The 19,989-nt window shown below is 45.2% G+C and carries 25 protein-coding genes and 1 tRNA gene; 4 read left to right on the forward strand and 22 right to left on the reverse strand.

The window, feature by feature from the left end:
• Positions 1 to 27: 27 nt before the first annotated feature.
• The 20 genes from NCY57_RS03180 to NCY57_RS03275 form a co-directional block, all read right to left on the reverse strand.
• Positions 28 to 984 carry an amidoligase family protein gene (locus NCY57_RS03180; RefSeq protein WP_054335451.1) on the reverse strand — a complete coding sequence of 319 codons (957 nt, stop codon included), beginning with the start codon at positions 982 to 984 and terminating at the stop codon, positions 28 to 30.
• Complete coding sequence (gene dcm, locus NCY57_RS03185) at positions 974 to 2,263, reverse strand: DNA (cytosine-5-)-methyltransferase (RefSeq protein ID WP_173885269.1); 1,290 nt, start codon at positions 2,261 to 2,263, stop codon at positions 974 to 976. Before dcm ends, NCY57_RS03180 begins: the two co-directional genes overlap by 11 nt.
• An 87-nt stretch (positions 2,264 to 2,350) precedes the next feature.
• Positions 2,351 to 2,956 carry a hypothetical protein gene (locus NCY57_RS03190; RefSeq protein ID WP_054335449.1) on the reverse strand — a complete coding sequence of 202 codons (606 nt, stop codon included), beginning with the start codon at positions 2,954 to 2,956 and terminating at the stop codon, positions 2,351 to 2,353.
• Between the two features lie 258 nt (positions 2,957 to 3,214).
• On the reverse strand, positions 3,215 to 3,388 hold the full coding sequence (locus NCY57_RS03195; RefSeq protein ID WP_173885172.1) for a hypothetical protein: 174 nt from the start codon (positions 3,386 to 3,388) through the stop codon (positions 3,215 to 3,217).
• A gap of 124 nt (positions 3,389 to 3,512) precedes the next feature.
• The gene (locus tag NCY57_RS03200) at positions 3,513 to 3,800 is read right to left on the reverse strand and encodes a hypothetical protein (protein ID WP_054335448.1); all 288 of its coding nucleotides are present in this window, start codon (positions 3,798 to 3,800) and stop codon (positions 3,513 to 3,515) included.
• Complete coding sequence (locus NCY57_RS03205) at positions 3,797 to 4,705, reverse strand: ParM/StbA family protein (protein WP_173885174.1); 909 nt, start codon at positions 4,703 to 4,705, stop codon at positions 3,797 to 3,799. The genes NCY57_RS03200 and NCY57_RS03205 overlap by 4 nt, the downstream gene beginning before the upstream one ends.
• A gap of 209 nt (positions 4,706 to 4,914) precedes the next feature.
• Positions 4,915 to 5,100, reverse strand: a complete 186-nt coding sequence (locus NCY57_RS03210) for a hypothetical protein (protein ID WP_054335447.1) — start codon at positions 5,098 to 5,100, stop codon at positions 4,915 to 4,917.
• 8 nt (positions 5,101 to 5,108) lie between these two features.
• A complete protein-coding gene (locus NCY57_RS03215) occupies positions 5,109 to 5,723 on the reverse strand; it encodes a hypothetical protein (protein WP_250789475.1) in 615 nt (204 codons plus the stop codon).
• A gap of 128 nt (positions 5,724 to 5,851) precedes the next feature.
• On the reverse strand, positions 5,852 to 6,574 hold the full coding sequence (locus tag NCY57_RS03220; RefSeq protein ID WP_250789476.1) for a DUF4240 domain-containing protein: 723 nt from the start codon (positions 6,572 to 6,574) through the stop codon (positions 5,852 to 5,854).
• Positions 6,575 to 6,631: 57 nt separating this feature from the next.
• Positions 6,632 to 7,129: a hypothetical protein gene (locus NCY57_RS03225; protein WP_250789477.1), complete on the reverse strand. Its 498-nt coding sequence runs from the start codon at positions 7,127 to 7,129 to the stop codon at positions 6,632 to 6,634.
• A 262-nt stretch (positions 7,130 to 7,391) separates the two neighbouring features.
• On the reverse strand, positions 7,392 to 7,928 hold the full coding sequence (locus NCY57_RS03230) for a hypothetical protein (RefSeq protein ID WP_250789478.1): 537 nt from the start codon (positions 7,926 to 7,928) through the stop codon (positions 7,392 to 7,394).
• A gap of 193 nt (positions 7,929 to 8,121) precedes the next feature.
• Positions 8,122 to 8,436, reverse strand: coding sequence for a hypothetical protein (locus NCY57_RS03235; RefSeq protein WP_054335442.1), 315 nt, complete (start codon positions 8,434 to 8,436; stop codon positions 8,122 to 8,124).
• Positions 8,437 to 8,487: 51 nt separating this feature from the next.
• Positions 8,488 to 8,625, reverse strand: a complete 138-nt coding sequence (locus NCY57_RS03240) for a hypothetical protein (protein WP_173732674.1) — start codon at positions 8,623 to 8,625, stop codon at positions 8,488 to 8,490.
• Between the two features lie 29 nt (positions 8,626 to 8,654).
• Positions 8,655 to 9,680, reverse strand: coding sequence for a type II secretion system F family protein (locus NCY57_RS03245; protein ID WP_173761353.1), 1,026 nt, complete (start codon positions 9,678 to 9,680; stop codon positions 8,655 to 8,657).
• A gap of 9 nt (positions 9,681 to 9,689) precedes the next feature.
• The gene (locus NCY57_RS03250) at positions 9,690 to 10,472 is read right to left on the reverse strand and encodes a type II secretion system F family protein (protein WP_015525618.1); all 783 of its coding nucleotides are present in this window, start codon (positions 10,470 to 10,472) and stop codon (positions 9,690 to 9,692) included.
• Positions 10,469 to 11,659: a CpaF family protein gene (locus NCY57_RS03255; RefSeq protein ID WP_092071684.1), complete on the reverse strand. Its 1,191-nt coding sequence runs from the start codon at positions 11,657 to 11,659 to the stop codon at positions 10,469 to 10,471. Before NCY57_RS03255 ends, NCY57_RS03250 begins: the two co-directional genes overlap by 4 nt.
• Entirely contained in the window at positions 11,656 to 12,669 is a 1,014-nt protein-coding gene (locus NCY57_RS03260; protein WP_021652830.1) for a hypothetical protein, read from the reverse strand. Before NCY57_RS03260 ends, NCY57_RS03255 begins: the two co-directional genes overlap by 4 nt.
• On the reverse strand, positions 12,666 to 13,178 hold the full coding sequence (locus tag NCY57_RS03265) for a prepilin peptidase (protein ID WP_021652829.1): 513 nt from the start codon (positions 13,176 to 13,178) through the stop codon (positions 12,666 to 12,668). Before NCY57_RS03265 ends, NCY57_RS03260 begins: the two co-directional genes overlap by 4 nt.
• Positions 13,179 to 13,413: 235 nt before the next feature.
• Positions 13,414 to 14,568 (reverse strand): N-acetylglucosamine-6-phosphate deacetylase, encoded by a 1,155-nt coding sequence (gene nagA, locus NCY57_RS03270; RefSeq protein WP_250789479.1) that lies wholly within the window; start codon positions 14,566 to 14,568, stop codon positions 13,414 to 13,416.
• Positions 14,569 to 14,647: 79 nt separating this feature from the next.
• Positions 14,648 to 14,719: transfer RNA gene (locus NCY57_RS03275), tRNA-Glu, on the reverse strand.
• Positions 14,720 to 14,990: 271 nt separating this feature from the next.
• On the opposite strand from NCY57_RS03275, the gene NCY57_RS03280 reads away from it, so the two are divergent.
• The 4 genes from NCY57_RS03280 to NCY57_RS03295 all read left to right on the forward strand — a co-directional run bounded on the left by NCY57_RS03280 (position 14,991) and on the right by NCY57_RS03295 (position 17,904).
• Positions 14,991 to 15,617, forward strand: coding sequence for an SGNH/GDSL hydrolase family protein (locus NCY57_RS03280; RefSeq protein ID WP_250789480.1), 627 nt, complete (start codon positions 14,991 to 14,993; stop codon positions 15,615 to 15,617).
• A 4-nt stretch (positions 15,618 to 15,621) separates the two neighbouring features.
• Positions 15,622 to 16,386, forward strand: a complete 765-nt coding sequence (locus tag NCY57_RS03285) for a GNAT family N-acetyltransferase (protein ID WP_015525590.1) — start codon at positions 15,622 to 15,624, stop codon at positions 16,384 to 16,386.
• A gap of 127 nt (positions 16,387 to 16,513) precedes the next feature.
• Positions 16,514 to 16,714, forward strand: coding sequence for a hypothetical protein (locus NCY57_RS03290; RefSeq protein WP_250789481.1), 201 nt, complete (start codon positions 16,514 to 16,516; stop codon positions 16,712 to 16,714).
• A gap of 26 nt (positions 16,715 to 16,740) precedes the next feature.
• A complete protein-coding gene (locus NCY57_RS03295; RefSeq protein WP_250789482.1) occupies positions 16,741 to 17,904 on the forward strand; it encodes a hypothetical protein in 1,164 nt (387 codons plus the stop codon).
• On the opposite strand, the gene NCY57_RS03300 is transcribed toward NCY57_RS03295, so the two are convergent.
• Both NCY57_RS03300 and NCY57_RS03305 read right to left on the reverse strand, forming a co-directional pair.
• Positions 17,874 to 18,764 carry an amidohydrolase family protein gene (locus NCY57_RS03300; protein WP_195656183.1) on the reverse strand — a complete coding sequence of 297 codons (891 nt, stop codon included), beginning with the start codon at positions 18,762 to 18,764 and terminating at the stop codon, positions 17,874 to 17,876. The genes NCY57_RS03295 and NCY57_RS03300 overlap by 31 nt on opposite strands.
• Positions 18,765 to 18,769: 5 nt before the next feature.
• Positions 18,770 to 19,930: an alanyl-tRNA editing protein gene (locus NCY57_RS03305; RefSeq protein ID WP_114001503.1), complete on the reverse strand. Its 1,161-nt coding sequence runs from the start codon at positions 19,928 to 19,930 to the stop codon at positions 18,770 to 18,772.
• Positions 19,931 to 19,989 lie beyond the last annotated feature (59 nt).

Consider the following 19,989-nt stretch of genomic DNA (forward strand, 5'->3'; position numbering starts at 1 on the left):
TTATTTCTTTCATATTCAATTGTCATGTTACCGGGTTTCCTGCTCCCGGTTTCTTTGCTGCAGGCAGGCATACTGGCTTTTGTCATACCTCCATGCCCGGTCACCTTCCAGATTCTTCAAAAGATGTTCCCGGACATTTTTGTACTCAGGTCCGATCAGGCCAAGCCTTAAAAGGAACGTCCGGAATGTGAATGCAAGATTTTCTGATATTTCCGTTTTCCTCATCTGCGTACACTTCTGGTTGATCGCCTGTGCCGAGATTGCCAGTGCAAGCGTAATGTTTGCCCGCACCTCCCCTGCATGGAGCGTGCTTTCAAAACACCGCCACTCCAATGTCCCTTTCAAGAACACCGCATGCAGGTTCAAAGCATAATATCTTGACCAGTTGTAATGTTCATCACTGCCATCACTACCCTCATACCATGCTCTCTTAAACTTTTCCATTGTGATCGTGCTGTTCGGCATCTTCCGGATCTTTTCCAGCACGGCAGGACGCACCTTCTGGCAATAATTCCGTTCCCTGGAAGTCTGCACTCTCAATGCCTTGAACAGGATATCCTCTTTCGAATACATGATTGTCATGGCGTTCTTCAGGCTTCTCGGCGTATGCTTGGATGCATCCACATGGACATGCTGGCCGCAGGAGCTATTGACGAATGCCCCATGATGGCGCAGACACCGGACAACTTCCTGCAGCTTTCCCATTTCGGAATATTCCAGTTTCGGGCTTACCATTTCTGTGGCAAATTCTCCATCCGCACACGTTTTAAGACCTCTTACTTTTCTCTCCGTAATGATACTTCCATCACTGGAGAACTTCCATTCCTTTCCCTGTTGGTCGCGCACACACCACGAGTCATACGAAATCCGATGATAATAGTCCGTACCGAACATCTCTGCCACCACCTGTGCCGCACGCTGCCGGGTGATACCTGTCATCTCAATCTCCGTACCGAAATACTGATCCCGGAGGTCAATAGGCATAAACGGAATCCTCCAGCTTTAATTCTTCATCTACGGCTTTCAGGTTTCTGCCGATGGCTTCAACAACATTCACTGTCACGCCATTCCCTGCCTGCTTATAAAGCTGCCTGTCAGACATATCCACGGTCATCAAATCGATCTGGCTGTCATAATATCCCTGCAGCCGCAGACATTCCCTTGGAACCAGCCTGCGGATCCTTCCATGGTACACAACCCCATGCCGGTCTGTAGCCGTGATCGTGAACATCGGTTCCTCCGGTGCTTTCATCCTCCGGCCATTCTGCCTTTTCTTGAGGCGCTCCGGCGTCAGGATTGCCCTCGGTCCAGTCTCAACAAGGACACCGGAACTCTCCCCTTTATGCTTATGGATACTGGAATCCTGCTTTGTATTCAAACACCTGGCATTCTCCGTTACAAACGGCGGGGCAGACATATCCACAAAATGCACGGTTCCCTGCTGGCTCTCCGTTGTCAGCGTATGGGCGATCTCATGCCCGACTCGCCCTCTGCGCGTATTCAGGTTCGCATACCCAAGGTCAATGCTGTCACCGGGATATGCCATTTTGTATCCTTTTTTCGTGTTCTCCTTGATCGGGATCCCTACTTCATAAAGGCCGGTCTTACCGCCCATGCCCCCGGCCTGCGAGGTAAGCGTACAGCTTACTCCGGCAGGATCGTAGACTCTTTTCCCCTGGCTTCCTGCAAGGACTTGTATAAGAGCTGCTCCGTTTGGTACGGGGACAGGTAATATTTTTCCGGCACATCTGCCATCAAGATATCCGATAATATACACCCGTTTTCTTGACTGCGGGACTCCGAAATCCTTGCTGTTAAGCACCTTCCATTCGACATGGTACCCCAACTCAGAAAACGTGCTGAGGATGGCAAGAAACGTCCGCCCTTTGTCATGCGATAAGAGTCCGGGTACATTTTCAAGGAGAAAATACGCAGGTCGTTTGTCTGCAACCAATCGGGCAACTTCAAAGAACAGGGTTCCTCTGGCATCACTAAAACCTTCACGTTTTCCGGCGATGGAGAAAGCCTGGCAAGGAAATCCTGCACATAAAAGATCAAAGTCCGGCATGGCTCCTGTTTCAATATTTCTTGCGTCATCACAATACCACTCCCCTTCCGTATCGAACAGCCTTCGGTAGTTTCTGTCCGCATAGGGATCCATTTCGCAGTGTCCGACACATTCAAAGTCCCCGGCACGCCTCAGCCCTTCACGGAATCCACCGATTCCGCTGAATAAATCAAAAAATCGAATTGTTCCAGCTATCCTCCTCCTTTCTCAAAAAAAGCGGCATGGCATTCGCCACACCGTTTTCCTCTGTTTCTTTTCTGCTGTTTTCTATGTATCTATCCGTTATGCCCCTATCGCTTCTTCCGGTTCTTCATCCTCATCTATCGTCCCCGGTTCATTCATTTCTGCTCCGACATTCTCCGTTTCCCCATCAGGCAGCACTTTTTTGGATTCCTCGGTTGGCTCTGGTTCTTCAGATTCACCTTCTTCTCCGGTTCTTTCCGGTTCTTCCTCTGGCTCTCCTTCAGCTTCTTCCGGTTCTTCATCGGTTTCTTCCGGCTCTTCCTCAGCTTCTTCCGGCTCTCCCTCGGCTTCTTCTGATCCTTCCTCAGTTTCTTCCTCTTGGGATGCCAGGGCTTCTTTCTCCCTTCTCGCATTCTCCTGCTCTGCTTCTACTTCCTCGATTGCCTTTTCGATGATGCTTATAAGGAAATCCTTCTGTTTGCATCCTTTCCATGCGACTGCCGCTTTGAGCCTTCCGAATAATTCCTCTGTTACCTGTACTGCGATTGTTCTTGCTGCCATCTGTTCCACTCCTTTTTCCATAAAATGTTCTTCGATTACCTGTTGCAGAAATTCTTGTGTGCTAATTTCACGCTGCTCGATTTCCCCTCTCACCTTTGCATGCAGTTCAAGTGGGATCTTACCGCATATATTCTTCATTTCCATCTGCGTTATCTCCTTTCGTTTTGTTATACACACAATACTCCAAAGATACATGGAAAGCTATTCACAATACCCAACAAACATCGGCTTCCAGATCATTGCACAACCAACAATACATAGATGTATCTATACTTTCAAAACAGCACCACCTCCTTTGCCTTTTCCCGTCCGAATATCCTTAAACTTCCTGTCAAACAAGTTCTCGCTGTCACGCAAAAAGCGGTTGGCCTTCTATCAGCCAACCGCTTTCTCCTTAAATCACTACGCTTTGATGTTTAGCTTTTCCGATAATCTGTCCAAATGCCGCTCAATCGCAATTCCCACAAGATCCTCTACGCTGACCGCTTTTCCTTCCTGTTTTGCCTTCCATCGGGCAATCGCTTCCAGTTTTTCCAAGGTTGTTTCTTTTAACTCAATACAAATCATTTCTTCCATCTTTTGGTTCTCCTTTCTTTTGGTAACACAACAATAAGCGAAGAACCCTGAAATATCCATTCACAAGATCTGACAAATTTTCCTTCCATTTTTTTAGTAAAACCAATAACTTCTGCGTTACTGCTCATTCTGGAACATCTTCCATGCTGGAAAGAAAATCCAGCATTTGTGCCGGAATCTCATCTTCCTGTTTCCCCGTACTTTTTTCCGGAGATATCTGAACCTCCTTCAATTCTTCCCGGAACACCATCCGTATTTTTTCTATCAGGTTTTCACTATCCGCAGATTGCAGGATTGTCTGAACCAGAAAAGCATTTTTTTGTCCATTGGGAACACTCTGTAAAATCTCCCATGCTCGCTTATGCTCCGGATCATCCAGTGTTGGGCGAAAGGAAAAAACGGGGCGGCTCACCTCGCGCACATCTGCCCCACAATCCGTTCATATCCGGCAGCGTTGGCTTTTACGTCCGTTAAGTAGAAAGCCCTGCAAAGCCCGTCCTGCGGTGTCACGTGGCGTCTTACGATGGTGGAACCGCCGCCTATGAAAACGGACGGGATCGCCCGAAGGTCAAAGCCAGCCTCCATAATGGCAGACAAAATCCTCTCCGTATAACTGCGCCCATTCTTCTGAATGATCTCTTTGGCTTTTGGATCCAAACTGCAGCTATTTCCGTTTAAGACACGCTCGATCTGGATATCTGTCACAGACAATCCGGTACTTCTGCGTACCTGCTCCATCGTTTCATCGATACAACGAATAACCCCAAGCTCAAGGCTGCGGCAGGTAGCCGCATTGGGAACAGCATTATCCAGCCTCATCAGGTCCACTGTCCAGCCACCGATGTCCACCAAAAGGACAGACGGCTCATCCCGAACATATTCCGGATGGAGAGCAAGCGCAGAATAGCCCTGGGGGAACAGTTTCACATCCTCGATCGTCAGTTCATATGATTCATTTTCGTATTTGAAACAAAGTGGCTGCTCCTTCCGGAACAGATACTGCCGGAAAGCCGTCTTTTCCCTTCCAAAACCTGCAAGCGGCAATCCGGCTGCGAGAATGATTTTTCCCTTCCTCTCTGCCCTGCGGTATTCAATCTCCTGTGCCAATGCCGCCATCGTCAGCAGATAATAATTATCATTGGCTGTCTTGTCTTTCATGAGAGTCTGTCGTCCGGTACCGCAGACATAATAATTCCCCGCATACTGCAGCACGTTCTGCATCGTGTATGGCTCATAGTCATACTTGGACAGCCCTGTTGGGAAACAGACATGCGGGGTTTTCATGGCATAATAGCCATGATCGATTCCTATAATCATAGGCTTCACATCCCTTCTATTGAATGATTAAAATAATGGGGGTTCGGATACCCCGGTGTGGAAAACCTGCCGGAAGAGGAAGTGCCTGCCGATGGCAGGGATTTTTTTCTTCCAGCTAGTTGTGGTCTTAAAAGAAACGGCAGGCAGAACCTTCCGATCCTGCCTGCCGTTATACGAAACTTTTCATAAGATAATTTAGAGCATGTTATCTAAAGTTTCTTGTCACTGCATACCTTCATACCCTTTGCTAACCGCACAAGGATATTCATATATCTCTGCCTTTCGTCTCCCTCGGCAAAGGCCGCCAGTTGCAGGTAATACATTTTTGCCTGATCCCTGGATTCCCATTTCCGACTTTTACCATTGCTGATCGTCCTGACTGTATCTTTTTCCATTGTGCTGCCTACCTTTCTATCAGAAATGTCAGGATATCCTCCATCGCATACTGATAAACCAGTTCGGCATATCGGCTCCAGTGGTCATTGATCGAGCAGGTAAGCAGGTCGATCTGATTCTTGATATCTTCCGGCAGATTCATGGTTTTTAAGATCCCTTCCTGTCGTAATGACTCTTTCCGTCTTTTCTGATATTCTTCATCTTCTTTCAAAAAATCCATTTCCGCTTCGCTGGTTCTCGCTTCTATCAGCATATCAGCCAGTTTTCTCTTTCTTGCCACATCCCCATCCGGATTGATTTCCCTCTGGATACTTTTTAACATGCGCCCATAAGAGAATACATGGGATTGTCCATAATAATAATGGTATTCTTTTTCCAGCCGCTCCATGTCATCCTGATTGGACAGATATTCTTTTAAAGCACAATGTCCTTTTTCGTTCAAAGTAACTGTCCCATCTCCATCCACCACTTTCCACAACATGGGATAATCCTCAATCAGTTTTTTCTGGCGTGCTTCTATCTCCTGATATTCCGGGTGGTTTTTTCGCAGATAAGTTGTAATCTGCTCACCCACTTTCATCTCCATGGCATCTATCCACAGTTCTTCTAATTGTGCATGCATTCCGAATCGCTCCCTTCTTATTCATTGTGTTCTATCAAGCCTTACACTATACCATTTTCGGCTAAGAAAGCTATTCACAGAATGCAACAAGATTTTCTTCCACAGATCGTGCAAACTACCTATTATCACTATCTGGACGGATCGTCTCGCTTTCGGGGCTTATCCTTATTTTTTTGTTTCGCCTTTTTAAGTTTCCGTACTTCAGCCGCTCCCTTTTCTATCATTGCTTTCAGCTCCGGCAGTGAAGTATTCCATAGGGAGGAATCTTTGCTGAAAAAGCGGATGCTATACTTTTTCATAATCATGTCACCTATTTCAGGATATACCGCAGCCACATCCGGCGGCTGCAATGGATACTCGATCAGCGGATGATATTTGATTTCCCCGGATATTTCTTCCAGCACCCTTTTTTCCATTTCCGGTGTGCAATCTTCATAAGCGCTTCGCCCGGTCAGTTCCTGATAGGCATAATCTCCAACATAATTAAGTAATTCAAATTCACAGTCTCCATACTGTTCTACCCTTGTTAGGGAATCCGGATTCTCTAACGCCGCCATATAGATATCTTTCCCCTGTGCGATCAGCCATGCCCTGAAATCCATAAATCCGTCATCCGAACAACCATACTCTTTTATAAAGATGGCTGCCGTCCAAAGCCCGTATTTATCAGCCAGATCCCGGTACCCGTGCATAATCGCATGAAATCGCAGGGATTGTTCCGGCGGCATACTAAGCAGTTCTTTTTTAATCCAGGAAATAGATGCGTCCATATCCTGTCCACATTGATTTTTCGTTTCTTCAATGAGCTGCCAGAAAGTATCTTTGTTAATTTCAGTTATCCCACTGCCCATATCAAATCTCCCCTCGTAATAAACCATTCTCTTTTATTCGTCTGTAGCTAAATCCCATTATCTGTCCCTTCCTTTTTTCTTGTCTGCTTTTTTTGGCTCCCTGTCTGGACTCATATCTTCAAAAAAATACTCTGCCAGACGTTTCATGCTCTCAAAGGACATATCATCCGGCATGGAAATTGAAATCACCACGGCGTCCACATATTTCTTCCCATTTATTTCACGGTACAGTTCCTGGTAATCCCCCCAATAACCATCTCCACCTGTTCTAATATCTTCGTATCGCCCATCAACATCAATCAGGTAACGGGCTGAATCAACACCGATTTCTTTCTGCTCTATTTTCTGTGAAGCATATATCTTTTCATCCAAATATGTAGAAAGATATTGTTCCGGTGCAAAATAAACGGTTATTGTCCGTGCCATGTATCCCGGAAACTCAGGATATTCCATTTCCGTCAACAATACGCCTGCCTTAAATTCAGGCTTTGGCTTATAATCGACCACCAGCTTTTTGAGTCTCTCCGGTTTATCTTTAAAATCTTCATAATACAATGGATCCCCAAATTGAATCCGTTTGGGACATTTAATTTTAAATTTTTCCTTCCGCACGTTATCACCTCCAAGCATTGTTGCGTTTTGCCACATTTTGCTGCATATTTCCCGACTCTCGAACACTTTCTTTTCCTTAAAAAAATAGCCGGAAAAATCCGACTACTCCTTATCATCTATATCATAATGAGTTCCTCTCATTTCATATACAAAACGACAATATGAATACAAGTTGGATATTTGATTCTATATGTTTCCTGCCACGTTATCTGCACTCCTCCTTTTTTTTATTTTTCTCTTTCTTCTTTTCTAATTGGTGTGCGTCCCATATCCGAAATTTCACGTAACTATCAGGCACAGCTTCAAAGATTTCCTCCAGCGCTTCTTTATTTGTAAACAGCCTATTTTTTTTAAAATAGTCATAAATATATTCCCATAATAACGTGGTCGCTTTTCCTGCCTTTTCTCTCCGGTCTCTGAGTACCGGAAAAATCTTCTGCAATCTCCTTTTCAACTCTGGATCTATTCGATAGTTCTCTCTATATGCAAGATCCATCAACTCATATTTTTCACAATGGAATACTTCCCTTATCTTTGACATTAACTCTGGATAATAAAGTGACGGTAAACAATTCATAATTGCACCAACTGCTGCAGGATTGCTCCAAAAACCATGTCTTGTAATGTAATTGCAGATGAAGGTATCCATTCTATTTGTATATGAATGCTGTAATCTGTTTAAACGCACTGAACGCTCATATAGTATCTGTACTTCCTGCAAAAAATCCAGTTCCAAAATCATTGCCTTCGATCCCTCCTTTTAGTTATAAACGCAACACTACCCTTTTTTCCAAAGGAAAGCTATTCACACAAACCACTAAGGATATTTTTCAGAATTGGGCAAAACCAACAATTACTCTAACGGGCTGATTGTTTCCTTTTTTGCTGCTGACGGATTATCTTTGTCTCGGTCTAGCCTTTTATCAACAGTTCCTTTACTTTTTATTATCCATATTATAATGGGTTCCCCTAATTTCATATACGAAACGGCAATATGAATACAAATTCCACAAGTTTGCCTTAACAGAAAAATCTTTGCGATATATAAACTTTGTCCAGAATGGTACTTGATGCCCTTCACACCATCTATAGATATCTTTCATTACCATTCGTTCCCCACTTCTTATGCGTTCAATAAGAATATCTTTCTTGTATTCATCTAAACCAACTCTAAATATTAAGTAGAATAAGACGTTATAGTACCCAACTAGGATAACCTCTCTGCTATCCTCTTTTTCCTCATACGTCATGCACACTTTCCACCTTTCCTTGTATTTATCGTACTATTTATCCACATATTCTTACGCCATACACCTTATACCCACCCCATAATAGGGGGTGAATATTCCCACCAGAATCAGGATGATCTCCACAACACCCACCGCATCCTCTTCCATCGCAAATTCTTTTACATACTTCCACATATTTTCATTTGTCACCTCACATTTCCTTTCTCTGTTCTCCAGTCCTACCCTCCGTAAAAGGAAAGGCATGCCGGCAACATGATCACCGCCATCACCACCAGGAGCATCAAGACCATCGGAAGAAGCAGTTTTGTTGCTGCTGTATCTCCCAGCACTCTTGCTTTTCTTTTTCGCTCCTCCCAGGCTTCCACGGATTCCTTTTCCAGCAGATCGGCCAGATACCTGCTTCCTTTCTGGAGGTTCTGGATCAGTAGTGTTGACAGAGTTTTATACTTTACCTGTCCGCACCGTTCTCCAAATCTCCGGTAAGCCTCTGCTTCGGAAATCCCACTGTCCATCTCATAACAGGCTACTCGGATTTCTTCGTAAGCCTCACGTTTTTTACCATCTTCTCTCTTTCCGTAATCCAGTGCTATTTTCTGGAACGCTTTTCTGGCAGTTAAGCCTGCCTGCACCAGAAGAGTAAATTTCATGATCAGTCCTGGATAATCCATCAGCATCTGTTCTCTTCTTTTTATCTGAGCATTCTGTTCTTCCCGTTTTTTTGCAATGACAGCTGCTGCCGCTGCTGCCAGACCAAGAGCTGAAAGCAGGTTTCCTGTTTTGTCTTTTGGCTGCTCCCATTCAATATGTTTTCCATTCCATTCATCTGGAAGATAATAGTACTGCGGATCGTTTTTTTTCTGATTATATTGTACGATCATGTCCTGCAGCTCTTTCTCGCGCTGCTGTTCTTCGCTAAGTTCTGTTTCCGGTTCTTCTTCGGATCCTTCTGTTTCTTTTTCCGGCACCTGCACATACAGGGAACCGGCTTCTTCTCCGTCTACAGATACTTTGAATTTCTCTTCATAAGCACCTGTCTCCTCTTTTTCCATACGGTATCCGGATGAATAAACCTTATCTCCGCCACTTTGAAATGTCAGGAGCATACCGATGATATTTCCGGTAAGCGCTATCCGTATAAACAGTTTCTTTTCTTCCGGATTTCCGGCTTCCGGAGGCAGCCGCCCCATTTTTCCTGCCAGAAACACCCCAAGGATCACCATAAATATCAAAATATGTATCCACATTATCCTCACCTACACTTCTATGTCTACAATCTTCACACCCAGCCAGTAAGACAAGCCATAGATCACCATGCAAACTGTCATGGCACAGATTCCGAAAGGATTCCCATAAAGTACATCCAAAAATCCCGGCGAAGTCAGTTTCAGATAGCAGATGATACCGGCCGGCATGATACTCATAACCATCTGTTCCGATTTCTTTGCGGCCAGCGTTGCCTCGATCTCTTTTTTTACCTCGATCTTATCACTAAGCATTCTGGCTACTTTCTGGATCACCTGCGTCATATCCCCGCCTGTTCTTTTTGCTGTATAAAATACTGCTGCAAAATTTTCAATATCTTCCACTCCGCTGCGTTTTCCCAGATCCAGGAACAGCTCTTCCACCGGAACACTCAGACGCAGCTGGCTTTCGATATACCGAAATTCATCCAGGATATCACTTCCCTTTTCATAAAGTCTCCCCAGATCCTTTACACTGGCACGCACCGCATTCTCCGCGGAATAGCCGGCCTGTACCGCCACATTCATGGCCGTCAGAGCATCCCGGAACTGATAATTCAGCTCCCTCTGCTGCCGTGCAGTGCATTTTTTCCTCTGCATTTTCAGAAAAAGCACTGGTATTGGAAGCATAAACAGCAACACAGGAAGGCTCTGATAAAACAGATAGTCGGCTACAGCGCATACGGCAGCTCCCTCCAGAAGATACTTTGCGGTCTCCTTCCCCGTAAAATGATACATCCTGTAATCTTTCCTCGTAGATCTCCATTTCTGATTCTTTCCTTTCCGCTCTTTCATAGTCTGATTCCTGCCCGTTTCATTTTTTCACAATGCAAAAGTTCTCCGGTTTTTACAAGTCCCTTTCCTTCTTCCCAGCGATACAGCGGCCTGGTCTGGATCTCTCCGTTTTCAAATCCACATACTTCTGTGATTTCCAACAGCTTTCTGCTTTTATCCCGCATACGCCCGAGATGTACCAGAATGTCTACCCCGGAAGCGATCTGCCTTCGGATTGCTTCCAGGGGAAGATCGATTCCCATCAATGTCATCGTTTCAATTCTGGAAAGCATATCCTGACTGCTGTTTGCATGAAGTGTTGAAAGGCTTCCATCATGTCCCGTATTCAGGCTCTGCAGCATATCCACTGCCTCTCCTCCACGGACTTCCCCTACAATTATCCTGTCCGGCCTCATTCGAAGGGCTGACCGGATCAGATCTCGGATCGTTACTGACACCGCGCCCGCCATATTGGCCATTTTTGCCTCCAGACATACCAGGTTATCAATTCCCCGGATCTTAAGCTCCGCATTATCTTCAATGGTGATCAGGCGCTCATCTTTTGGAATATATTCTGTAACAGCTCCAAGGAATGTTGTTTTTCCACTGCCTGTACCTCCACCGATCACAATAGAATATCTTGCCTGAACAAGTTTTTTTAAAAACTGTGCACATTCTTCGGTGATGCTTCCAAAAGCGATCAGTTTTTCCATTGTGATAGGATCATCCGGAAAACGACGGATCGTCAGGATCGGACCATTCAGAGCAACCGGATAAACCACTGCATTCACACGTGCTCCGTTTTCCAGCCTTGCATCTACAATGGGCATGGACTCGTTGACAACCCGGTTACAGCGCCCTACGATCTGCTGGATCACATCCTCCAGCTTCTCTTCTGACGTGAAGACCTTATTCCATCTGGTCAGTTTTCCTCCACGTTCCACAAAAATATGATCCGGACCATTTACCATGATCTCCGTAACACTTTCATCATCGATCAGTTCCTGCAGAACATCCAGCTTGCGCACAGAACAGAACAGCTCCTGTCTGAGCTCTACTTTCTCCTTCAGTGAAAGAAACAGTTCCCTTGCCTGAGTTAATATCAGTTCATCGATCACCCCCAGGATCTCATCATCGGACAGCTCTCTGGAAACATCCAGCTGTTCCATGAGCAGATCATACATTTCCCGGAATTTTTCTCTGTTCATGACCGCTCCTTTCTCAAAAGCTCACGGATATAATCTCCCAGTTCACTCCAGACCAACTGTTCTACGTAAGCGTCAGAAGAGATCCTATCCATATGAAAGGGCAGATGCACCTTTTCTGTTTTTTCCAGGATCTTTTCTTTATTCCAGATACGCAGAAGATTTTCGAATTGTGTCACCTTACAGACAGAAAGTGTGTCATTCAAAACCGGCATATAGATTTTTCTGCACATTTCCAGAAGCCGGAAATCCTCATCTCCATTTTCTCCCATATCCAGGATCAGCACTTCATAGGAACTGTGAAGTACGATCTCCTGCAACAACCGCTCCCAGTCTTCCCAGTCCACGGTCCGGATATCTGAAGGTGTTCTTACAGGCGGTATAAAATCCAGATTGTTTACTGTCTGGATCATTCCGTTCATTCTATGGATCAGGTTTTCATTTCCCTGGCGAACATAATAAAACAGATCACTCAGATTAGCCGGAAATTTTTTTCCAAGAAGTTCTTCAAAACCAGAATAGGATTCCAGATTCAGATAAAGAACGGCACGTTCTTTCGCCAGTATCTGTCCCAGCGCAAGTGCAAAGGATGTCTTCAGACATCTGCCCAGAGGAGAAAAAACACCGATGATCTCCATTGTCTTTTTCAACACAGGAAAAGTTACCGGATCAAGAGACTTCTCTTCTCCATAGCAGGCCATCACCTCCCTTATCACATCTGAGGAAGATTGATATTTATACACACTTGAATACTGATCTAGTTCCGGAGGATGCACACCCTCTGAAAGAATGATGATCTTTCCGATGCCAAGGTCACGGACTTCTTTTCGCATTGCTTTATCGGAAATCAGCAGCAACTCAATATGATTTTCTTTTCCGTAAGCAATGAGACTTTCCGCCGTGGTAAATGCCTGGATCTCAAACGGAAGATTCTTTTTCTGGTTCAGATAATCCATAAAATTGAAAGCATAATCCACCTCCAGATCACAGACTGCAAATATGTTTTTCTTCAATACACACCTCCTGCATAAAGCACCGCACTCAAAAATATGGGTACCGTAAAATGAAAGTTCTCCGGAAAGCTCATCCCCTTTCTGTAATAAGGACGTATCTCACCGGTACAGTAAAACTCATTCATATACTGATATAAATAAAGGAATCGTCGGCGGATACCGCCTGTAGAAATAAGAATTGCCAGAGAAATGCCTGCACCTGCAAGCAGAGAATAAACAATACATTCCATAACTGTCCGCGGCCCCATGATCCCGCCAAGTGCGCACAGAAGCTTGATATCTCCGGCGCCGATCATATGGAATATAAAAAGGATTCCCAAAAGAAGCACCGGCACAGCCACTCCTGCCAAAAAGATCACTCCACCTTTCGGCCCGTTTTCTGTGATCTGGATCAGGAAACCGATCATAAAAGAAAAAAGGATCCATCCATTGTCTACAGATGCATCTTTAAGATCCATCCAGACCGCCATCGCAGATATCACCACGGATAATTCTCCATAAAGAAACATACACGCCCCCTTTCCTTCTTAAAATATATGTTTATTCAGTTATGATAAAAATGGGATTTCCCGCCTGACCTGGCGGTGATCGATACCAGAAGATCTCTGGTGAAATTAATTATAGAATTTCAGGAGCATTTTGTCCAGCATTTTCGTTCGACAAATTCTGACACGAATTTTGCTGTCATCTGCTCCTGAAATTCTTTTTATCTTTTTATTTTTTATCGCTTTATCTTCTATGATCTTATCGGATCTTTACTCCGTCCTTGATCACTGCTTTCAGTTCCAGATCCTGATCCAGCAGTACCACATGAGCTTTTTTACCTGCTTCCAGAGATCCGTACTGTTCTTCCACACCAAGGCTTCTGGCCGGATTTATGGTCGCGCAGGCCACGGCTGTTTCCAGCGGAAGATCCATCTTTTTAACAACTGTACGCATACAATCCATCAGATTTGTGGCAGATCCTGCGATCGCACCGTCAGATACCAGCGTGGCAAGTCTTCCCACAACCTTAACATCCAGTCCGCCCAGTGTATACTGGCCGTCCGGCATACCGGTAGCTCTCATACTGTCGCTGATCAGGATCATCCTGTCAGCTCCCATCATCTGAAAGGTAGCTCGAACAACAGACGGATGGATATGGATCCCGTCACAGATGATCTCTGCCATAACATCCTTACTATCAAAAACAGCACCTACGACGCCTGGTGCACGATGTGTAAACGCAGGCATTGCATTATACAGATGGACTGCATGGTTTGCTCCTGCTCTGCACGCTTCCATTGCTGTATCATAATCTGCATTAGTATGTGCCAGAGAAACATTGACCCTTTCATGAACTTCCCGGATAAATTCTGCTGCATGCTCACTTTCTTCAGGTGCAATCCCTATAAATTTTACCAGACCTTCCGAGGCCTTTAAAAAACGGTCACAGATTTCCACATTACATGGCAGGATATTCCTCGCATCCTGTGCCCCTTTTTTCGCCGGGCTGATAAAAGGCCCTTCCATATTGATCCCCAGAAAATCCGCCTTACAGCAGTCCTTTGTTTCTTTTTTATATTCTGCTGCTGTATGGAGGATCTGCTCCAGTTCCTCTACCGGTAAAGTCATAGTAGCCGGTGCGATCGCTGTAACTCCTACCGATGCCTCATATTCCGCGATCCTTCCGATCGCAGCCTTGTCTCCGTCGCAGAAATCATCTCCCTTGCATCCATGAAAATGCAGATCGATCAGTCCCGGAATGGCGTAGCAGCCTTTTCCGTCCAGAACATCTCCGTTAAGCTGCGGCGCATCCTTTTCTTCATAAACCTGTCGGATCTTATCCCCATCCAGGATAATCCCGCCTTTTACAAATGCTTTGTCCGATGTAAAAACATACACATTATCAATGATCATAGTAAAACCTCCCAAAATCCCCATTTGTGATCATAAACAAAAAAGCAACCAGAAACATGTTCTGATTGCTTTCAGTTAATAGCCAGTACGGGAATCGAACCCGTGTTTCCGCCGTGAGAGGGCGGCGTCTTAGCCCCTTGACCAACTGGCCATATTCTTTTGTTTCTGTCGTTTGATTTCGTTTTTTGTTGTTTCCCTCAACCGACTTCGTTAGTATATAACACTTTCTTTCAAAATGCAAGTACTTTTTTTAATTTTTTTAAAAAATTTTCATGTTTTTCACGTTTATTCGTTTTTTACCCATTTTCCGGTATTTCGTACGCTTGACCACTGCTGGTGTAAGTGCTACTATCAAAGCACCAATACGAAAATAATCGACTGCGGATAATGATCCGCCCGGTATAACAGAAAGAAGGAATTGGATGACTCGCATTTTGTGTCTCGGAGACAGTATCACAGATTGCGGACGGCTTTTCTCCGCAGATCCTCTTGGAAAAGGATATGTGAAGCAGCTCTCCTGTCTGCTTCATAACACAGATCACCGATTTTCCATTGAAAACAGAGGTATTGATGGTTTCACCCTGGAACGGCTTCTTCAGAACACAGATTTCTGGCTGGAAAGCTCTGATCCGGATATTGTTACCGTCCTGATCGGGATCAATGATGTGGGGATCATGATGAACACCCGCCGTTCATCTGCACAACAGCAGGATCTGATGAACAAATTTGTCACCCGTTATGAGCTCCTTGCAAAAAAGCTATCCTGCACAAACTCCCGGAAACGAAAGCTCTATTTCCTGGAACCCTTTGTTTTTCCATGGCCACGCTGCTACGCTTCCTGGGCTCCCCTTCTTTCCCAGATGTCCGTGCATATTAAAAAGATCAGTCAGGATCATGGCGCCGTTTTTCTCCCGCTGCAGAACGATCTGGATCAGGAAACTGCACGGTCCGGGCCTGCATCAATAACTTCTGACGGTATCCATCTCACACCACAGGGGCATCAGATCCTGGCAGATAAACTTTATAAATTGATCATATCAGAAAGGTAATACTATGGAAACAACGATCAAAAAAATCGAAGATATGTCACTGAACGCATGGCCTTCCCATAAAATGGAACTTTATGACGGATGGATCTTACGTTTTTCTTATTTCTATACGCACAGGACCAACAGTGTGGAACAGTTCGGAACCTCCACACTTCCATGGCGCGAAAAAATCCCCTACTGCGAACAGGTCTATAAGCGTCTGGGAACTCCTGCGATCTTTAAGATCAGCCCCCTTGTATCCCCGGATTTTGACTATATGCTGGAAAACAGGGGCTATTCCGTTCAGCACATAACAAATGTTATGACTGTAGACCTAGACAATGCCGTTCTGGATGCGTCTGTCACCGATGTGCTTTTTTCCAATGAAATTCCTGATTTCTGGATCCACAGCCTTTTTGACTTGAAAAGAACTACAAATCCGATCCATCGAAGCGTCGTTCCTTCCATGTACCGTGCCATTCTTAAGGAAACTGTCTGCGCTTCCATAACAAAAAACGGCGAGATCATTGCCACAGGTCTTGGAATCCTGGATCGCGACTACATCGGTATCTATGCCATTCATGTGCGTGAAGATTATCGCCGCAGAGGATATGCCCGTCAGATCTGTACCGGTCTTCTCAATGAGGGCAAAAAAAGAGGCGCCAGCCACGCTTATCTTCAGGTGGTAAAAAACAATACTTCCGCAGAAAAGCTTTACAGCTCTCTTGGATTTCAGTATTCCTATACCTACTGGTTCCGTGTTCAGCCTGTAGGAACACGTTTTCAGTAAATGCATGGATTTTCCGTAAATCCCTGTAGAAATCAAAAAATCTTTTTGCTATAATACCCTTAATATGTATAAAATCTTTCCTGCCTTCATATACTGATCCTTATCAATCAATAAGGAGACTGATCCGATGAACGATCCGCAGGAAAAAAACGCCCAAAATCCCTATCATATTTATTACGATAATTATCTGGATACCAATGCCTGTACTGAATGCACGGGTCTGATCAACCATGGAATCGACAGCCGTGAGCAATGGGATTCTTTCCGCCAGATCTTTGACTTTATACCGGCGTCGGAAACCCATGATCTTACAGATAAACAGGACTGACCGTTATCCCGGGTCGGAGGACACAAATGAAAAAACTGTCTGCTGCATGTATGATTCTCGGCCTTTCCCTTTTTGCGGGAGGCTGCAGCAATGATCAGATCGATGATCATATTATTTCTCTTCAGGATAAAATTTCAGACGTTACTGCTTCAGATTCCACAGAACAGGAAGATCAGGAGCCTTCCACGGAAGAACGTGTTTATATGGATGAGCTTACCGGCACACTGCTGGATTTTGACGGTACACACCTGACGATTTCCAGCAATGGAGAAACCTATGTATTTGATGTTTCCCAGACAAGGCTTGAATGCAAATACGGCGTTGTATCCAGTGATCAGGTCAGTGTGATCTACCAGGGACAGCTTTCCGGAACAGATATCAGCGCCATTTCCCCCATCAAAATAACCGACAAATATCATAATGAAACTCCTCTGGAGGACCGCACTTTAAAGGGCAAAGTGAAATCACTCACCTCCAATGCCCTTGTGATAGTTACAGAAAAGGGAAATACCGTAACCTTCCCTGTCACCGGTGTCAGACAATACTACAAAAAAGGCATCAAGGCCGGCAAGTGGGTCTATGTCCATTTTCGCGGTAAATTCATCAACGAAACACTCGTGGGTGACAAGCAGTATGACGGCAGTTTCACAAAAGTGATCAGTGTCTCCGATACGGATCCACTGAAAGTACCTGCAGCATCTCCTACGCCTTCCCCTGAACCGAAAAAAAAAGAGCAGCATCTCCGTGCAAAGATCGTAAGTGTCAGCACCAGCACAATGACTGTCATCCCGCAGGCCACAGGATCGGAACTGACAGTTTCACTTTCCTCCGCCCCTGTATATTTCAAAGGAGGAATGGCTCCGGGATCTTATGTAAACATTATCTATACCGGTAAATTTAATGGTGAATCCACCAGCGGCATGAAGATCCGTGGAATCACCGGGGAGGATCCGGACATACTTTCAGTACGCAACATTACTTCTACTGTAACCGGCACGATCCTGGGCACAACCGCCAATACCGTGCTGCTCCAGACATACGACGGCGTAAAGATCCTCTGCAGCCGTGAAAACGTTCCGGACCTTTCCTCAAGCGGAATGGAAGAAGGTGCCGATCTCCAGGTTACTTTCAACCCTGCGAAATCACGCACCTCCAATATTTATACCTGTATTAAATTCGAAGACCCGTGACGGAAGATGGTACGGATCCTTTTTTCTCCATCTTCCATCCAGCTTCGTACTGCCTGCGTATCACCCAGTATATCAAAAAAAGCTCTGCTTTCATCCTGTACACCCTGGCCGTGAAGAACCTGATATGCACCGGCATCGCTTCCTACTGCCACATGAACCTTCTTTTCAAAAGCTTTCTTCAGATTCTGCTCGCCTGTCTTTATAATAGATGCAAGGATCGTATCTTCAAATCTGCCGCAGCCTTTAAGATTCCGCACAGTTACAAGTGTCGGAACCCACACGCTTTCGCTGTCTGCCAGCATGGAAATCGTCTCATCATCCATATAGTTCCCATGCTCAATACTGTCAACACCAGCCTCCACTGCTGCCTGTACGCCATAGCATCCATTTGTATGGCTCATCACGGCAAATCCCTCTTCATGAGCAATATGTACCATTTCTTTCACATCCGTTGCTGAAAGCGGCGTTCCCGTAATTTTCCCGTGATCTGCAAAATCCAGAAGCCCTGTAGTCATGATCTTGATAAAATCCGCACCTTCAGCGGCAGCTTCCAGAACTCTTCTGTGATATTCCTTCATGTCTGAAAAGCTTTTTCCAACGATTTTCCCGTAATGACCCTCTTTATAAATGGCAAAAACCGGTGTGCGATAGTCAATTTCATATTCCGGGGCCAGTCTGGCAGCCCGTTTTGACACACCGTAATGATCTCCTCCGTCTCTCACAAAACGGATTCCTCTTTTCCGGTATTCCTCAAGATGAGCACGGATCAGTGCATCCTGGGGCCCGTTTTTCTGTGTCTCAACGGCTTTCCGGTAATCATAGCCATTGAGAAATATATGTGCATGACATTCCCCAAACATTTTCATCACTGCTCAAAAAAGTTTCGGATCTCTTTCTCAGATGCCTGCACCGACCCCTGTACAAAGAACGGCTTTCCGCCTCCGCGTCCGTTTAATTTCGCATTCATCTCTTTTGTAAACTGACGGAGATCGCCGTCTTTTTCGCCCATTGCATACTTGTAGCTTCCGTCTGCATTTCCGGAAAATACCGCACAGCAGCCCTGGCAGGTCTGCGTCACCGCATCTGCAAGCTTCCGCACACTGTCTGCATCCATTCCATCCATAAATATGAGAACGCTTCCGCTTCCTGCATAACGCTCTGCCTCTTTCCGGCACATGTCGTCTACCAGCTGCCCAACCTGTCCTTTCAGTCGGAAATTCTCTTCCTGAAGGCGTTCCACTGCCTGCGCAGTCTTATCCATTTTTGCGGAAAGCTTTACAGAAATCTGGTGGTTCTGGTCATTGACCATGTTCAGATAATCCAGCACACGTTTTCCGCAGATCATCTCAATACGGACACCTTCACGAAATTTTTCCACGGAAAGAAGTTTCACCATTCCGATCTCTCCGGTATGTGTCACATGAGTTCCGCAGCATGCACAGATATCCACCCCTGGAAATTCTACGATCCGCACCTGACCGGTAAGCTCTTTTTTGCTTCGGTAGTCGATTTTTTCCAGTTCCTCCGCTGTAGGATATATGATCTTTATCTGCGTATCTTCCCATATCTTTTGGTTTGTTTTCCGTTCGATCTCAGCAAGCTGCGCCTCATCCAACGGGCCATTCAGATCTATGGTAATGGTATCGCTTCCCATATGAAAGCCTACATTATCGTATCCGTAAGCCTCGTGGATCAGTCCGCTCACCATATGCTCACCGGAATGCTGCTGCATCAGATCAAATCTTCTTGCCCAATCGATGCGTCCCTGTACTTCTGTTCCGGCTTCCATCGGCTGATCTGTATAATGAAGGAGTTCTCCCTCTTTTTCATGCACTTCCTTTACTTTCACATCGTTGAGATATCCGGTATCGCTTGGCTGTCCACCGCCCTCCGGGTAAAAAGCGCTCTCATCCAGAATGATATGAAAACCTTTTTTTGCTTCTCTGCACTCCAGGACTTTGGCTGTAAATTCTTTTTTATATACATCTTCATAATATAAACGTTTCGTCTCTGTCATTTGTCTCATCCTTTCTGCATCTCTGCTTTGACGACTTATAGTATAGACCAAATTTTCTCTCCCCGCTA

Source organism: Blautia sp. MB18-30, assembly GCF_023669475.1.
Taxonomy (GTDB): Bacteria; Bacillota; Clostridia; order Lachnospirales; family Lachnospiraceae; genus Blautia_A; species Blautia_A fusiformis.